14 protein-coding genes and 2 pseudogenes are annotated in these 13,897 nt (G+C 73.5%); 12 read left to right on the top strand and 4 right to left on the bottom strand.

The genetic code is table 11. The annotated features are described in order from the left end of the window. Window positions 1–132 precede the first annotated feature (132 nt). The 7 genes and pseudogenes from mshD (at window position 133) to BBH68_RS10780 (ending at window position 7,087) form a co-directional block, all read left to right on the top strand. Window positions 133–1,068, top strand: a complete 936-nt coding sequence (gene mshD, locus BBH68_RS10805; RefSeq protein ID WP_065961126.1) for a mycothiol synthase — start codon at window positions 133–135, stop codon at window positions 1,066–1,068. Window positions 1,069–1,407: 339 nt separating this feature from the next. Continuing rightward, on the top strand, window positions 1,408–3,666 hold the full coding sequence (locus BBH68_RS10800; RefSeq protein WP_065961125.1) for an RNA degradosome polyphosphate kinase: 2,259 nt from the start codon (window positions 1,408–1,410) through the stop codon (window positions 3,664–3,666). 85 nt (window positions 3,667–3,751) lie between these two features. Further along, window positions 3,752–4,117, top strand: a pseudogene (locus tag BBH68_RS44465) (CHAD domain-containing protein); the annotation flags it as partial. A gap of 147 nt (window positions 4,118–4,264) precedes the next feature. Next, the gene (locus BBH68_RS10795) at window positions 4,265–5,434 is read left to right on the top strand and encodes a CHAD domain-containing protein (protein ID WP_425428806.1); all 1,170 of its coding nucleotides are present in this window, start codon (window positions 4,265–4,267) and stop codon (window positions 5,432–5,434) included. Window positions 5,435–5,488: 54 nt separating this feature from the next. Further along, entirely contained in the window at window positions 5,489–5,998 is a 510-nt protein-coding gene (locus BBH68_RS10790; RefSeq protein WP_065961122.1) for an NUDIX hydrolase, read from the top strand. 134 nt (window positions 5,999–6,132) lie between these two features. Next, entirely contained in the window at window positions 6,133–6,564 is a 432-nt protein-coding gene (locus BBH68_RS10785; RefSeq protein WP_065961157.1) for an Hsp20/alpha crystallin family protein, read from the top strand. Window positions 6,565–6,610: 46 nt separating this feature from the next. Continuing rightward, entirely contained in the window at window positions 6,611–7,087 is a 477-nt protein-coding gene (locus tag BBH68_RS10780; protein ID WP_342673128.1) for a DUF2267 domain-containing protein, read from the top strand. 123 nt (window positions 7,088–7,210) lie between these two features. On the opposite strand, the gene BBH68_RS10775 is transcribed toward BBH68_RS10780, so the two are convergent. Next, a complete protein-coding gene (locus BBH68_RS10775) occupies window positions 7,211–8,248 on the bottom strand; it encodes an aldo/keto reductase (RefSeq protein WP_065961121.1) in 1,038 nt (345 codons plus the stop codon). 187 nt (window positions 8,249–8,435) lie between these two features. Here BBH68_RS10775 and BBH68_RS10770 point away from each other — a divergent pair, with 187 nt between their 5' ends. After that, window positions 8,436–9,284, top strand: a complete 849-nt coding sequence (locus tag BBH68_RS10770) for a helix-turn-helix transcriptional regulator (RefSeq protein ID WP_065961119.1) — start codon at window positions 8,436–8,438, stop codon at window positions 9,282–9,284. Window positions 9,285–9,388: 104 nt separating this feature from the next. On the opposite strand, the gene BBH68_RS10765 is transcribed toward BBH68_RS10770, so the two are convergent. After that, window positions 9,389–9,673, bottom strand: a complete 285-nt coding sequence (locus BBH68_RS10765) for a hypothetical protein (RefSeq protein WP_065961118.1) — start codon at window positions 9,671–9,673, stop codon at window positions 9,389–9,391. On the opposite strand from BBH68_RS10765, the pseudogene BBH68_RS10760 reads away from it, so the two are divergent. Continuing rightward, a pseudogene (locus BBH68_RS10760) lies at window positions 9,635–10,051 on the top strand (hypothetical protein); the annotation flags it as partial. The gene BBH68_RS10765 and the pseudogene BBH68_RS10760 overlap by 39 nt on opposite strands. On the opposite strand, the gene BBH68_RS10755 reads toward BBH68_RS10760, so the two are convergent. Beyond that, a complete protein-coding gene (locus BBH68_RS10755; protein ID WP_065961115.1) occupies window positions 9,981–10,823 on the bottom strand; it encodes a class I SAM-dependent methyltransferase in 843 nt (280 codons plus the stop codon). The pseudogene BBH68_RS10760 and the gene BBH68_RS10755 overlap by 71 nt on opposite strands. 363 nt (window positions 10,824–11,186) lie before the next feature. Here BBH68_RS10755 and mshA point away from each other — a divergent pair, with 363 nt between their 5' ends. The 3 genes from mshA (at window position 11,187) to BBH68_RS10740 (ending at window position 13,516) form a co-directional block, all read left to right on the top strand. Beyond that, complete coding sequence (mshA, locus tag BBH68_RS10750) at window positions 11,187–12,548, top strand: D-inositol-3-phosphate glycosyltransferase (RefSeq protein WP_065961154.1); 1,362 nt, start codon at window positions 11,187–11,189, stop codon at window positions 12,546–12,548. Continuing rightward, entirely contained in the window at window positions 12,541–13,062 is a 522-nt protein-coding gene (locus BBH68_RS10745; RefSeq protein WP_065961111.1) for a type III secretion system chaperone family protein, read from the top strand. The genes mshA and BBH68_RS10745 overlap by 8 nt, the downstream gene beginning before the upstream one ends. 223 nt (window positions 13,063–13,285) lie before the next feature. Next, a complete protein-coding gene (locus tag BBH68_RS10740) occupies window positions 13,286–13,516 on the top strand; it encodes a hypothetical protein (RefSeq protein WP_141712981.1) in 231 nt (76 codons plus the stop codon). 67 nt (window positions 13,517–13,583) lie between these two features. Here the strand turns inward: BBH68_RS10740 and BBH68_RS10735 are convergent. After that, on the bottom strand, window positions 13,584–13,897 hold a 314-nt coding region (locus tag BBH68_RS10735; protein WP_141712980.1), incomplete at its 5' end, for a transposase.

Here is a 13,897-nt window from a genome sequence, read left to right as displayed (position 1 = left end):
CCCGGGGCAGGGGCTCACCCGTTCGGCCGTACGGCGGGGCGTCGCCCCCGGGAGGGTGCGGGGGAGGGTGCGCGGGGTCGGGGCGTGCGTGTGGGGCCTGTCCGGTCAGGGCCGGGCCGTAGGCTCGGGACCATGAATGACGTGCTGAACGAGGCGGCCGGCGCCCGCCGGATCGATGTCCTCGACGAGGTGACGCCCGCCGTGGCGCAGGACGTGCTGCGGCTCGTCGCGGAGTCCGCGCGCACGGACGGGCAGCAGGCCGTGTCCGAGCAGGGGCGGCTCCAGCTGCGGGGGCGGCGGGAGGGCGTGCGCCACCTGCTGCTGCGCGAGGAGCCGGGCGGGGAACTCGTGGGGTACGCGCAGCTGGAGGACACCGACCCGGTGGAGGCCCCGGCCGCCGAACTGGTCGTACACCCGGCGCACCGCGGGCAGGGCCACGGGCGGGCGCTCGGCGTGACGCTGCTGCGCGAGTCGGGCAAGCGGCTGCGGGTGTGGGCGCACGGCGGGCACTCCTCGGCGCGCCATCTCGCGCAGGTGCTGGGGCTGACCCTGTTCCGGGAGCTGCGGCAGATGCGCCGGCCGCTGGGCCCGCTGGACACGCTGGACATCCCCGAGCCCGTGCTGCCGGAGGGCGTGACCGTACGGACCTTCCGGCCGGGCGAGGACGAGGACGCCTGGGTGGCGGCGAACGCGGCGGCCTTCGCCCACCACCCCGAGCAGGGCTCGCTGACCCGGCGCGACCTGGAGGACCGGATGGGGGAGCCGTGGTTCGACCCCGAGGGCTTCTTCCTGGCCGAGCGGGGCGGGGAGATCGTCGGCTTCCACTGGACGAAGGCGCACGCGCAGGAGCGGCTGGGAGAGGTGTACGTGGTGGGGGTGCGGCCCGACGCCCAGGGCGGCGGACTCGGGCGGTCGCTCACCGCGATCGGGCTGCGGCACCTGGCGGGCCGCGGGCTGCCGACCGCGATGCTGTACGTGGACGCCGACAATTTCCCCGCCGTCGCCGTATACGGGCGGCTGGGCTTTACGACGTACGAGACGGATCTCATGTACCGCACGGAGACGTGACGGAGACCCGAATGGAGACGTGACGGAGATCTGAACGGAGAGGTGACGGAGATCTGAAACGGAGACGTGACGGGGACCTGACGGCGGGCCGGGGAGCTGCGCGGTCGGGCCGAGGGAGCTGCGGGGCCGGCCCGGGGAGCTGCGCGGTCGGCCGTGACGCCTGCGAGATGGATCCCGATTTCCTACGCGCCATGTCTCCGTTACCGGCGATTCAAACTCGGTTGCGAGCATCGCTGAATGCAGCCCGCCGTGCCGACCCCCTCGAACCGGAGGCTCCGTGCCGCTCCAGCACAGTCTCCGGGGACGCCGTTCCCGCCCTCGGCGCGGAACAATGAGGACATGAACCACTCCAGCGGTCAGGCACCCGTCCACGCGCAGCCCCACCCGCAGCCGCAGCCCCAGCCCTCGGTCGGTTCCATCGCGGCGCACCGGCCGCACGCCGTCGCCGCGCCGCCGGTCCGCAACCTGGACCCGGACCTGGACGGCGACCTGGACGCGTACGAAGTGGACGGCGTGGACGTGGACGGGGAGGAGCTTCCCCAGGGGCGGTTCCTGGACCGTGAGCGGAGCTGGCTGGCGTTCAACGAGCGGGTGCTGGAGCTCGCCGAGGACCCGAACACGCCGCTGCTGGAGCGGGCGAACTTCCTCGCGATCTTCGCCAGCAACCTGGACGAGTTCTTCATGGTGCGGGTGGCGGGCCTCAAGCGGCGCATCGCCACCGGCGTCGCCACCCGCTCCGCCTCCGGGCTGCAGCCCCGCGAGGTCCTGGACCTGATCTGGACCCGGTCGCGCGAGCTCATGGCCCGGCACGCGGCCTGCTACCAGCAGGACGTCGCCCCCGCTCTCGCCGACGAGGGCATACACCTGATCCGCTGGCCCGACCTCACCGAGGACGAGCAGTCCCGCCTCTTCACGCTCTTCCGCCAGCAGATCTTCCCGGTCCTCACCCCCCTCGCGGTGGACCCGGCGCACCCCTTCCCCTACATCTCCGGGCTCTCCCTCAACCTCGCGGTCGTGGTGCGCAACCCGGTCAGCGGCCATGACCACTTCGCACGTGTGAAGGTCCCACCGCTGCTCTCGCGGTTCCTGGAGGCATCCCCGCAGCGGTACGTGCCGCTGGAGGACGTCATCGCGGCACACCTGGAGGAGCTGTTCCCCGGCATGGAGGTGCTGGCGCACCACATGTTCCGGGTGACCCGCAACGAGGACCTGGAGGTCGAGGAGGACGACGCGGAGAACCTGCTCCAGGCCCTGGAGAAGGAGCTGCTGCGGCGCCGCTTCGGGCCGCCGGTGCGCCTGGAGGTCGAGGAGTCCATCGACCCGTACGTGCTCGACCTGCTGGTGCGCGAGCTGAAGGTCTCCGAGGCCGAGGTCTATCCGCTACCGGGCCCGCTGGACCTGACCGGGCTGTTCGGCATAGCCGCGCTGGACCGGCCGGAGCTGAAGTACCCGAAGTTCGTGGCCGGCACCCACCGGGACCTCGCCGAGGTCGAGTCCGCCTCCGCGCCCGACATCTTCGCCGCGCTGCGCGAGCGGGACGTGCTGCTGCACCACCCGTACGACTCCTTCTCCACCTCCGTGCAGGCCTTCCTGGAGCAGGCGGCCGCCGACCCCGACGTGCTCGCGATCAAGCAGACGCTCTACCGCACCTCCGGCAAGTCGCCGATCGTCGACGCGCTCATCGACGCCGCCGAGTCCGGCAAGCAGGTGCTGGTCCTCGTCGAGATCAAGGCCCGCTTCGACGAGCAGGCCAACATCAAGTGGGCGCGCAAGCTGGAGGAGGCCGGCTGCCACGTGGTCTACGGCCTGGTCGGCCTCAAGACCCACTGCAAGCTGTCGCTGGTGGTCCGCCAGGAGGGCGACACGCTGCGCCGCTACTGCCACGTCGGCACCGGCAACTACCACCCGAAGACGGCGCGGCTGTACGAGGACCTGGGGCTGCTGACCGCCGACCCGAAGGTCGGCACCGACCTGTCCGACCTGTTCAACCGGCTGAGCGGCTACTCCCGGCGGGAGAACTACCAGCGGCTGCTGGTCGCCCCCAGGTCGCTGCGCGACGGGCTGATCACCCGGATCAACCGGGAGGTCACCCACCACCGGGCGGGGCGGCCCGCGTATGTGCGGATCAAGGTCAACTCGATGGTCGACGAGGCCATCGTGGACGCGCTCTACCGGGCCTCGCGGGCCGGCGTGCCGGTGGACGTGTGGGTGCGGGGCATCTGCGCGCTGCGGCCGGGGGTCCCCGGGCTCTCGGAGAACATCCGGGTCCGCTCGGTCCTGGGCCGATTCCTGGAGCATTCGCGCGTCTTCGCGTTCGGGAACGGCGGGGAGGCCGAGGTGTGGCTCGGCAGCGCCGACATGATGCACCGCAATCTGGACCGCCGGATCGAGGCGCTGGTCCGGGTCACCGACCCCGCCCACCGCGCCTCCCTCAACCGGCTGCTGGAGACCGGCATGTCCGACTCCACCGCCTCCTGGCACCTGGGCCCGGACGGCGAGTGGACGCGGCACGCGACGGACGCCGAAGGACAGCCGCTGCGGAACGTACAGGAAATGCTCATAGACGCCCGGAGGCGACGGCGTGGTACAGCGACATGATCTGTCGTCGCCGGTCGGGGTTACGGGGGCCGGCCGGTCGCGCGGCGCTCTACCCGCCGCTGCCCTCGGCCCTGGGGGGTACGACATGACGGACGGTGTGATGGGGGCCGACACGGCGACGGGGGCCGGGCCGGCGCTCGCGACGGCGACGGCGGGCGACGCGCTGTCCTGGTACTTGAACGCCCAGGCCGGGGACTTCCTGCGGAGCCTGCGGCAGCAGCGGGACAGCGGGGTGGACGCCGAGGAGGCGGCCGAGGCCGCCCGGCTGATGTGCCGCTGCGCGCGGCGCATCAGCGGCGTGCTGTGGGTCTACCGCCCGCTCATCGACACCGCCTGGGCCGACCACCTCCGCTCCGAGCTGGCGTGGCTGTCCGGCACGCTCGCGCTGGAGCACGCGTACGCGGCGCGCCTGACCCGGCTGCGCGGCGCCCTGCACCGGCTCTCGGGCGCCGGCGCCCCGACGGACGCGGCGGACGCGGCGGACGCGGCGGGGGGTGCGCCAGGGAGTGCGCCGGGGACGCCTGGCATGGCGGGGCGCGGGACGGTGGGGGACGCGCCGGTCCAGCGCCTCTCCCGCGCCGCACGCCGCAGCGTCTCGCTGACGGCCGACGCCCCGCAGGGCCCGCCCGGTACACCTCCGGGTACGCCTCCCAGCACGCCTAGCCCTAGCCCGCCTGGTACGCCCGGCCCGCGCGGCAGCGATGCGGCGAGCGGCACGGCGGAGGCGGCGCAGGCGGGCCAGAGGGGGCAGGCGGGCCAGAGGGGGCATGCGGGGCAGGCGGCGGACGCCGCGGTCCGGCCGGCGGGCGGGCCGGGGGCCCTGGGGCCCGAGCGGCAGGGACAGTACGTACAGCAGGAGCAGCGCGAGCAGCGGGAACAGCCCGGGCGGCGGGAACAGCACGTACAGCCCGGGCGGCGGGAACAGCAAGAACAGCAGGAACAGCACGAGCGGCTCGACCCCGGCGCGGCCACGCCGCGCGGCGACCGGACGCACCAGCGGCCGGGCGGCGGCGCGGGTGCGCGATCGGGCGGCGGCACGGACGAGGCCCGGGGCGGGGTTCTGACCGTCGGGGCCGCACGGGCCGGGGCGCTCCTGGAGCGCCAGCTCACCCTCGCGCGGACCCGCGCGCACACCGCGGCCCTGCAGGCGCTCGGCTCCTCGCGCTTCCACGCGGTCGCCGACGCGGTCGCGCTCCTGGCCTCCGAGGTGCCTCTCGACGAGGCCGCCGCGGCCCGCCCCGCCGAGTTGGCGCTGCCGCCGCTCGCGGAGCTGGCGCAGCGGCGGCTGGCCGAGGCGGTCGAGGCGCTGCCGCTGGGGCGGGCCGGGCATCCGTACAACGCGGAGGCGCTGATCCACGGTCTCGCCGCCACCCCGGCCGCCGACGCCCCGCCCGCCAGTGAGCGGCAGGACGCGCCCTGGCACCAGGTGCGGCGGCTGCTGCGACTGCGGCGTTACGCCCTGGAGGTGCTCGACGCGGGGGACCGGCCGGACGGCAGTGGGCCGGCGGAGGCCGACCCCTCGCTGTCGGTACGGCTGCTGGCCGCCGGGCAGGCCCTCGAGCGGCACCGGGACGCGGCCGAGGCGGCGGCCGCCGCGGCCGCCGCGGCCCGGACCCCGCGGATCGCCCCCGCCACCGCCTACGCCCTCGGAGTGCTGCACGCCGACCAACGACATGAGGTCGAGGCCGCCCGCTTCGCCTTCGGCCGGATCTGGCAGCGGACGCTGTCCTCGGCGTCCCAGGCGTCTCAGGGGCTCTCGGTGTCCTAGGCGTTCTCGGCGCATCGGCGTGCTGGTGCCGGGCCGTGACAGGGAGGTCCGCGCATGGCTGGGAAACCGGTGATCCGCGCGGCCGGCTGCGTCCTCTGGCGGCGCTCCGCCCGCGACGGCCGACCGGAGATCGCGCTCGTCCACCGACCGCGATACGACGACTGGTCGCACCCGAAAGGCAAGCTCAAGCGGGGCGAGGACGCGCTGCGCTGCGCGGTGCGCGAGGTGGGGGAGGAGACCGGGGTGCGGTGTGTCCCCGGGCCCGAGCTGCCCACCGTCCGCTATCCGGTCAAGGGCCGGCCCAAGGAGGTCCGTTACTGGGCGGCTGAGGCGGTCCCCGGCCACCCCGATGAGCCTGATGAGCGCGATGAGCCCGATGACCGTGGATTCGCCCCCAACGTTCCTGGTGTTCCCGATGCCCCCCACATCCCTAACGCCCCCAACGTCCCCAACGACGAGGTCGACCAGCTCGTCTGGCTGCTCCCGGAAGAGGCCCGCGAGCGGCTGACCCATGCCCACGACCGGGCGCTCGTCGACGCGTTCCTGGACGCGGTTACGACCTGACCCCCAGCAGTCACAACCTGACTCTCGGTTTGGGGGACAACCTGAGTCCGTTGTTGTCAATTTTCTTCGAGAGAGCTATATAAGAAGACGTAGGGCATCGCACTCAGTGCACCAGACGGAAGGAGTGACCTGTGATGCTCATGCGTACCGATCCGTTCCGGGAGTTCGACCGGCTCGCCCAGCAGATGTTCGGCAGCGCCACCGCGACCCGGCCCGCGGCCCTCCAGATGGACGCCTACCGCCAGGGCGACGAGTTCGTGGTGATGTTCGACCTCCCCGGCGTCGACCCCGAGACCATCGACATCGATGTCGAGCGGAACGTCCTCACCGTCCGCGCCGAGCGCCGCTCCATGACCCCCGAGGGCGCCGAGACGATCGCCGCCGAGCGCCCGACGGGCACCTACAGCCGACAGCTCTTCCTCGGCGACTCCCTCGACACCGAGCGCGTGGACGCCTCGTACGACGCGGGTGTGCTCACGCTGCGTATCCCGGTCGCGGAGGAGGCCAAGCCCCGCAAGATCCAGATCACGGGCGGCGGTTCCGGGCCCAAGCAGATCAGCGGCTGACCCGCGCATGGTGGCCCCGGGCCGGCCGGCGGCCCGGGGCCCCGCCGTGGTCAGCAAGACCGGCAGGATCACCAGGCTCAGCAGCATCACCAGGCTCAGCAGGAAAGGAATGCACGCGATGCGGTGGAGCGAACTCGTGGAGCAGGTGCGCGAGCGCGGCCAGTACGCCACCGGCGAGGAAGCCGAACGGATCACCCGGACCGTTCTGACGTCCCTCGGCGGCCATCTGACCGGGCCCGAGCGGGCGGAGCTGGCCCACCGGCTGCCGCGCGAGGCGGCCGCCGCCCTGGCCGGGCCCATCCCGCCGACGCTCGCGCCGGCCGCCTCCGAGTTCGTCGACGCCGTCGCGGCGCGCCTGGGCGGGGCCACCTCCGCCACCGCGCGCTGGGACGTGAGTTCGGTCCTGGGCGCGGTGGCGGAGATGGCCGGGGACGAGCTGCTCGACCGGCTGCTCAGCCGACTGCCCTCCGGCTACGGCCTGCTCTTCGGCCGCGCAGAGCTGCTCCCGGCCGGCCACGTCTGAGTCACGCTCTCAACCGCCCTCTGACCCAACTTCTGACCCAACCCTCTGACCCAGTTTCTGAACCAACTTCTGAACCACCTTCTGAACCACCCTCCCCCTCGGGGCCCGAGGCTGCTGGGGGTCTCAGGCCCCGGCCCGCCGCCGGCGCTGCGCCTTGTCGGCCAGCGCCGGCGGCTCGTAGTAGCTGTCCGCCCGGTTCAGGTCCGTGCCCGGGGGCACGATCTCGTCGATGCGGTCCAGGACGTCCTCGCTCAGCTCCACGTCCGCCCCCGCGAGCAGGTCATCGAGCTGCTCCATCGTGCGCGGCCCGATGATCACCGAGGTGACGGCCGGATGGGACCGTACGAACGCGACCGCCAGGTGAGGCAGCGAGAGCCCGGCGTCGGAGGCCAGCTCGGCGAGCCGGCCGACGGCCTCCAGCTTGCGCGCGTTCTCCGGAAGCGAGGGGTCGAACTTGTGCCGCTCGAGGGCCGAGCGGCCGCCGGTCAGGTCGATGTCGGAGGGCTTGGTGTAGCGGCCGGAGAGCCAGCCCGCGGACAGGGGGCCCCAGGTCAGCACCCCCATCCCGTACTTCCGCGCGGTCGGCAGCACCGCCGCCTCGACCGAGCGCGCCAGGATCGAGTACGGCGGCTGCTCGCTGCGGAAGCGGACGTGGCCGCGCCGCTCGGAGGTCCAGTGGCCCTCCACGATCTGCTCCGCCGGGAAGGTGGAGCAGCCGACGGCCCGCACCTTGCCCGCCCGGACCAGGTCGGACAGGACCGACAGGGTCTCGTCGATGTCGGTCGCCGGGTCGGGCCGGTGGATCTGGTACAGGTCGATGTAGTCCGTGCCGAGGCGGCGCAGGCTGTTCTCGATCTCGCGGGTGATCCAGCGCCGGGAGTTGCCGCCGTGGTTGGCGTCCGGGCCCATGGAGTTGAAGACCTTGGTCGCCAGGACGACGTCCTCGCGGCGCCCCTTGAGTGCCTTGCCGACGATTTCCTCGGACTCGCCGGCGGAGTAGATGTCGGCGGTGTCGACGAAGTTGATGCCCGCGTCCAGGGCGCGGTGGATGATCCGCACCGACTCGTCGTGGTCCCGGTTGGCCCAGGCGCCGAACATCATCGTGCCCAGGGCGTATTCGCTGACCGAGATGCCGGTGCCGCCGAGGATCCTGCGCTTCATGGGGGTTCCGCCTTACCTGCGTCATGTGGTTTCGGTGGGGTGTGGTCCCAGCTTTCGGCCGGCGGGGGCCGGGCACCAGGCCCGGCTCAACCTGGGTCTGGCAGAACCACCTGGACGGCGGGGATCGGCGGCCTTCCGTGGGCTGCGGCCTTCCGGGGGCTGTCGCGGATACGCGGATAATGGAGCGATGGGTGATGCGGAGCCGGAGATCAAGGCGTTCCTGAGGGCGCGGCGGGCGGCGCTCGACCCCGCCGAGCTGGGGCTGCCCGACGGGCTCGTACGGCGCCGGGTGCGGGGGCTGCGCCGCGAGGAGGTCGCGCAGCTGGCGGGGATCAGCGTCGACTACTACACCCGCATCGAGCAGGGCCGCGCCCCCGCCATCTCGGACTCGGTGGTGGACGCCCTCGCGCGGGCGCTCCGGCTGACGCCGTCCGAGCACACGTATCTGCGCAACATCACGCTGCCCCGGCGGGAGTGGCCCGTGGACCCCGGGCCCCGGCCGGGGGTGCGGCCCGAGGTGCGGCTGCTGCTGGAGGCCATGGACGAAACGGTGCCCGCCTTCGTCTTCGGGCCGGGTGCCGACGTGCTGGCCTGGAATCTGCTGGGCGGCCGGGTCTGCTTCGACCTTGCCGCGCTCCCGGAGCGGGAGCGCAACTCGGCCCTGCTGGTCTTCCTCCACCCGGAAGCCAAGGCCCTGCACCCGGAGTGGGACAAGGTCGCCGACGAGACGGTGGCGGGCCTGCGGGCGGAGGCCGGGCGCCACCCCGGCAACGTCCGGGTGTGCCAGGTCGTCCGGGAACTGCTGGAGCGGAGCGAGGATTTCCGGCGGCGGTGGGAGGCGCAGGCCGTGCGGGAGCGGACCGGCGGTACGAAGCGGATCCGGCATCCGGTGGCGGGGGAGCTGGTGCTGACGTACGAGGCGTTCGTGCTGCCCTCCGACCCCGGCCAGGTGCTGTGCACCTACACGGCGGAGAAGGGCTCCCCGACGGCCGGGGCCCTGCGGGCGCTGGCGCGCGACACGGTGCCGGTGGGATAGCGGGCGCTGCCCGCGCTCCGGGCGCCCCCCTCGCGTGCCGGCGCCGCCGACGGGCAGCAGCTCACGGCGGCGACGCTGCCCGCGCTCCGGGCATTCCCCCCGCGCTACCCGCCGCCTTCCCGGGTGCGGGTGAACACCTGCTCCCTGGCCGCCTCCAGGTCCGTGGCCACCGCGCCCAGCAGCACCGCGTCCTCACCGAGGGCGCTCGCCGCCGCCCTCCCCGACATGCCGAGCTCCCGGGCGGCCCGTACGACCGCCTCGGCCGCGACGGCGCCCTCCAGATCCTGTTGCCCCTCAAGGCCCCTGGGGCCGTACGGATCGGGCCCGCCCACCCGAGGCAGCAGCGGCAGGTGCTGCGCCGCCGGCAGCCGGGGCTGCGGCGGCCGCACTGGATGTGGCTGTATCCGGTGCCGAGCGTCGTCGCGCTCGTCGGCTGGCTGGTGATCTACGGCTACGCGGACCGGAACGCGCCCGGCCGGCACCCCATCGAGTGGTCGCTGGCCTGGGTCGGGGCGGGGTGTGTGGCGTTCCTGCTGTGGGCCCGGTTCGAGAAGGTGTGGCCGTTCGGGCCGAAGGAGATCAGCGAGGGGATCAGCGAGGAGATCGGCGAAGAGACGAGCGAGGCCAGCGGGGAGGTCGGCGAGGAGATCAGCGAAGAGACCAGCGAGGAGGTCGGCGGGGAGACCAGCGAGGGGATCAGCGAGGAGTCTCTGCGCGGGGCCGACCCGGACGCGGGCGGGGCGCCAGTGCCTCCCAGCGCACGGTGACCTCGCCCTGGCGCCAGCGCCGGGGGCCGTCCATGAGCGGCCAGCCGGCGGCGCGCAGCGCCTGGGCGCTGCGTATCCAGCGCTGGCGCGCGCTGAGCACCGCGTAGGGGGCTGCGGCCGCCCAGGCGCGGTCGAAGTCGCGCAGGAAGGTGTGCACCGGCTCGCCCGGCACATTGCGGTGGATGAGCGCCTTCGGCAGCCGTTCGGCCAGGTCGGAGGGGCGGTCCAGGGAGCCGAGCCGCGCCGCGAAGGTCACGGTGCGCGGGCCGCGCGGGGTGAGGGCGACCCATACGTGCCGCCGCCCGATCTCGTCGCAGGTCCCCTCCACCAGCAGCCCGCCCGGCGCCAGCCGCGCGCACAGCCGCCGCCACACGTCGGCGACCTCGCCCTCCTCGTACTGGCGCAGCACATTGGCCGCCCGGATCAGCGCGGGCCGCGCGCCGCCCGGCAGCGGCACCTCGAAGCCGCCGTGCGCGAAGTCCAGACCCTCCCGCCGGTACGGGCGGGCGGCGGCGACGCGGCCGGGGTCGATCTCGACCCCGACGACCCGGGCGTCCGGCCGCACGGTACGCAGCCTGCCCAGCAGCTCGACGGCGGTCCACGGCGCGGCCCCGTACCCCAGGTCGACGGCGATGGGGGCCTCGGCGCGACGCAGCGCGGGGCCGTGGGCGGCGGCGATCCACCGATCCATGCGGCGCAGCCGGTTGGGATTGGTGGTCCCCCGGGTCGCCGAGCCGATGGGCCGACCCGGCGGAGGTACACGGGCAGACATGCGCCGAGCGTAACCCCGGGCGGAAGAACGTCACGCTTTGGCAAAGCGGAAATGGGAACGAGAGGTTCCGGTGTTGAGGGGTTGGCGGCGCGCGTCCGGATTCCGCTACCCGAATCCGGATTCCGCCACCAGAGCTAACCGAGGTACCCGAGCCACCCGAGTCTGACCCACGTCGGACCCAGTCCGACCCACGTTGGACCCGAGCCCGACCCACCTTGGACCCGAGCCCGACCCACGTCGGACCCGAGTCCGACCCACGTCGGACCCGAGCCCGACCCACGTTGGACCCGAGCCTGACCCATGTTCGACCACACGTTCGACCCGAGCCCGACCCGAGTCCGTCCCGGCAAGGAGGATCGCGCGGTGAGCCAGCACATATCCCGGCTCGGCGGCCTGCGAGGCCGTTCACATGGGGCCTTCGGCGGCCCGCACCACCAGCGCCTGCGACGCGCCGGCCGTCGGCCGCGCAGGATAGCGATGCTCAGCGTCCACACCTCGCCGCTGCACCAGCCCGGCACCGGCGACGCGGGGGGCATGAACGTCTACATCGTGGAGCTCGCCAGGCGGCTGGCCGCCCTCGACATCGAGGTGGAGATCTTCACCCGCGCGACCACCGGTGCCCTCCCGCCCACCGTCGAGCTCACGCCCGGGGTGCTCGTACGGCATGTGGACGCCGGGCCGTACGAGGGGCTGGCCAAGGAGGACCTCCCGGCCCAGCTCTGTGCCTTCACCCACGGGGTCATGGGGGCCTGGGCGGGCCACCGCCCCGGCTACTACGACCTCGTCCACTCCCACTACTGGCTCTCCGGCCACGTCGGCTGGCTGGCCGCCCAGCGCTGGGGCGTGCCGCTCGTCCACGCCATGCACACCATGGCCAAGGTCAAGAACGCCGCGCTCGCGGCGGGCGACACCCCCGAGCCCGCCGCCCGCGTGATCGGCGAGGAGCAGATCGTCGGGGCCGCCGACCGGCTCATCGCCAACACCGCCGAGGAGGCGGAGGAGCTGGTGCGCCACTACGGCGCGGACCCCGAGCTGGTCGCCGTGGTCCACCCCGGGGTGAACCTCGACCGCTTCCGCCCCGCCGACGGCCGCGCCGCCGCCCGCGCCCGCCTGGGCCTGCCGCCCGACGCGCTGATCCCCCTCTTCGCCGGGCGTATCCAGCCGCTGAAGGCGCCCGACATCCTGCTGCGCGCCGTCGCCCATCTGCTGGACGAGGACCCGGGCCTGCGTGAGCGGATCGTCGTCCCGGTGGTCGGCGGGCCCAGCGGCAGCGGCCTGGCGAAGCCGGAGGAGCTGCACAAGCTCGCGGCGCGGCTCGGGGTGAGCGATGTCGTCCGCTTCCGCCCGCCCTGCGCCCAGGACGAGCTCGCGGACTGGTACCGGGCGGCATCCGTGCTGGTCATGCCCTCCTACAGCGAGTCCTTCGGGCTGGTCGCGGTGGAGGCGCAGGCCTGCGGTACCCCGGTGGTCGCCGCCGAGGTGGGCGGCCTGCCGGTGGCCGTACGGAACGGGCACAGCGGCATCCTGGTGCCCGGCCACGACCCCGCCGACTACGCCCGCGCGCTGCGCCGCCTCGCCGACGACCCCGCGCTGCTGAAACGTTTGGGCATCGGCGCCGCCCACCACGCCGAGCGCTTCGGCTGGGACAAGGCGGCCACGGCGACGGCGGACGTCTACGCGGAGGCGATGCGCGGCTACCGTCGCCTACGATCGGTTCATGGGTGACGCCGAGGCCAGGAACGAGGCCACCGCCGCAGAAGCCGCCAGGGCCGTGATCGAGCAGACGCTGCGCGACGCCGAGCTGGAGTGGGAGAACCCGTCCGACGGCACATACGTCGTCACGCTGCCCGGCACCCGCAAGCTCTCCACCACCTGCTCGCTGCGGCTCGGCCGGCACTCGCTGTCCGTCAACGCCTTCGTCGTCCGCCGCCCGGACGAGAACCACGAGGCCGTGCACCGCTGGCTGCTGGAGCGGAACACCCGCCTGTACGGGATGAGTTACGCGATCGACCAGCTCGGCGACATCTACCTGGTGGGGCGGCTGCCGCTGGCGGCGGTCACGCCGGAGGAGCTGGACCGGGTGCTCGGCACGGTGCTGGAGAACGCCGACGGCAGCTTCAACACGCTGCTGGAGATGGGATTCGCCAGCGCGATCCGCAAGGAGTACGCGTGGCGCACGGCGCGCGGGGAGTCCACGCGGAACCTGGAGGCGTTCGCCCATCTGACCCGGGATGCGTGAGAGGCCCGGGGCGCGTGAGGCCCGGGGCGCGTGAGCGCCACGCCGTCTGGGGAGGGGCTGGCCGCGTGCCCCAAAGCCGTAACCGCCGAGCCGTAACCGCCGAGCCGTAACCCAAGTCCCGGAGATTCCCCGCGATGGGCGGTGAAGAATCTCGTCCCCCGCAGCCTCTTCCTGATGAACCGGTCGCCGACCGGGAAGCATCAAGGGAGACAAGACGGTGTTCATGGACAATCCGTGGCTGATGGTGACAACGGTCGTGACAATGGGGGTGCTACGGCTGATGGGGGAGGTCATCCGCTGGCTGGCGGCGCGCTCGGGGGAGCGCCTCCGCGCGCGCATGGTGGTCGAGTTGGTGACCAGGTCGGGCCCGGGCACCGTGCTCACCGACCACCGCGCGGACGGCGCGGCGCTGACCGTCCGCTCCGGCTCGGGGGGAGGGGCCGGGCATGAGTGACACGGCGGGGGAGGCCGCGAGCGGCGGGGACTCCCAGACGCGTGACGATCCCGGCGTCTTAGAGCTCCTAACAAAGGCGTTGAACGTGTCGGTGGGTGATGAGGCAGGCGGCGAGGCCGAGGAAGGCTTCGTGGATGTCGTCGCGTCTCTCCCAGCGGATGCGCAGGCGGCGGAAGCCGTGCAGCCAGGAGATCGTTCGTTCCACGACCCAGCGGAAGATGCCCAGGCCGGAGCCGTGCGGCTGGCCGCGTTCCGCGATCATTGGACGGATACCACGCTGCCACAGCAGCCGCCGGTACTTGTCATGGTCGTAGCCGCGGTCCGCGAAGAGCATGTCCGGCCGTCGCCGTGGCCTGCCGACGACGCCGGCGACCGGTGGAA

Source organism: Streptomyces sparsogenes (assembly GCF_001704635.1).
In the GTDB taxonomy this organism is placed as follows: Bacteria; Actinomycetota; Actinomycetes; order Streptomycetales; family Streptomycetaceae; genus Streptomyces; species Streptomyces sparsogenes.
The sequence above is the reverse complement of the archived record's forward strand: the minus strand, read 5'-3'. Positions and strand labels throughout refer to the sequence as shown.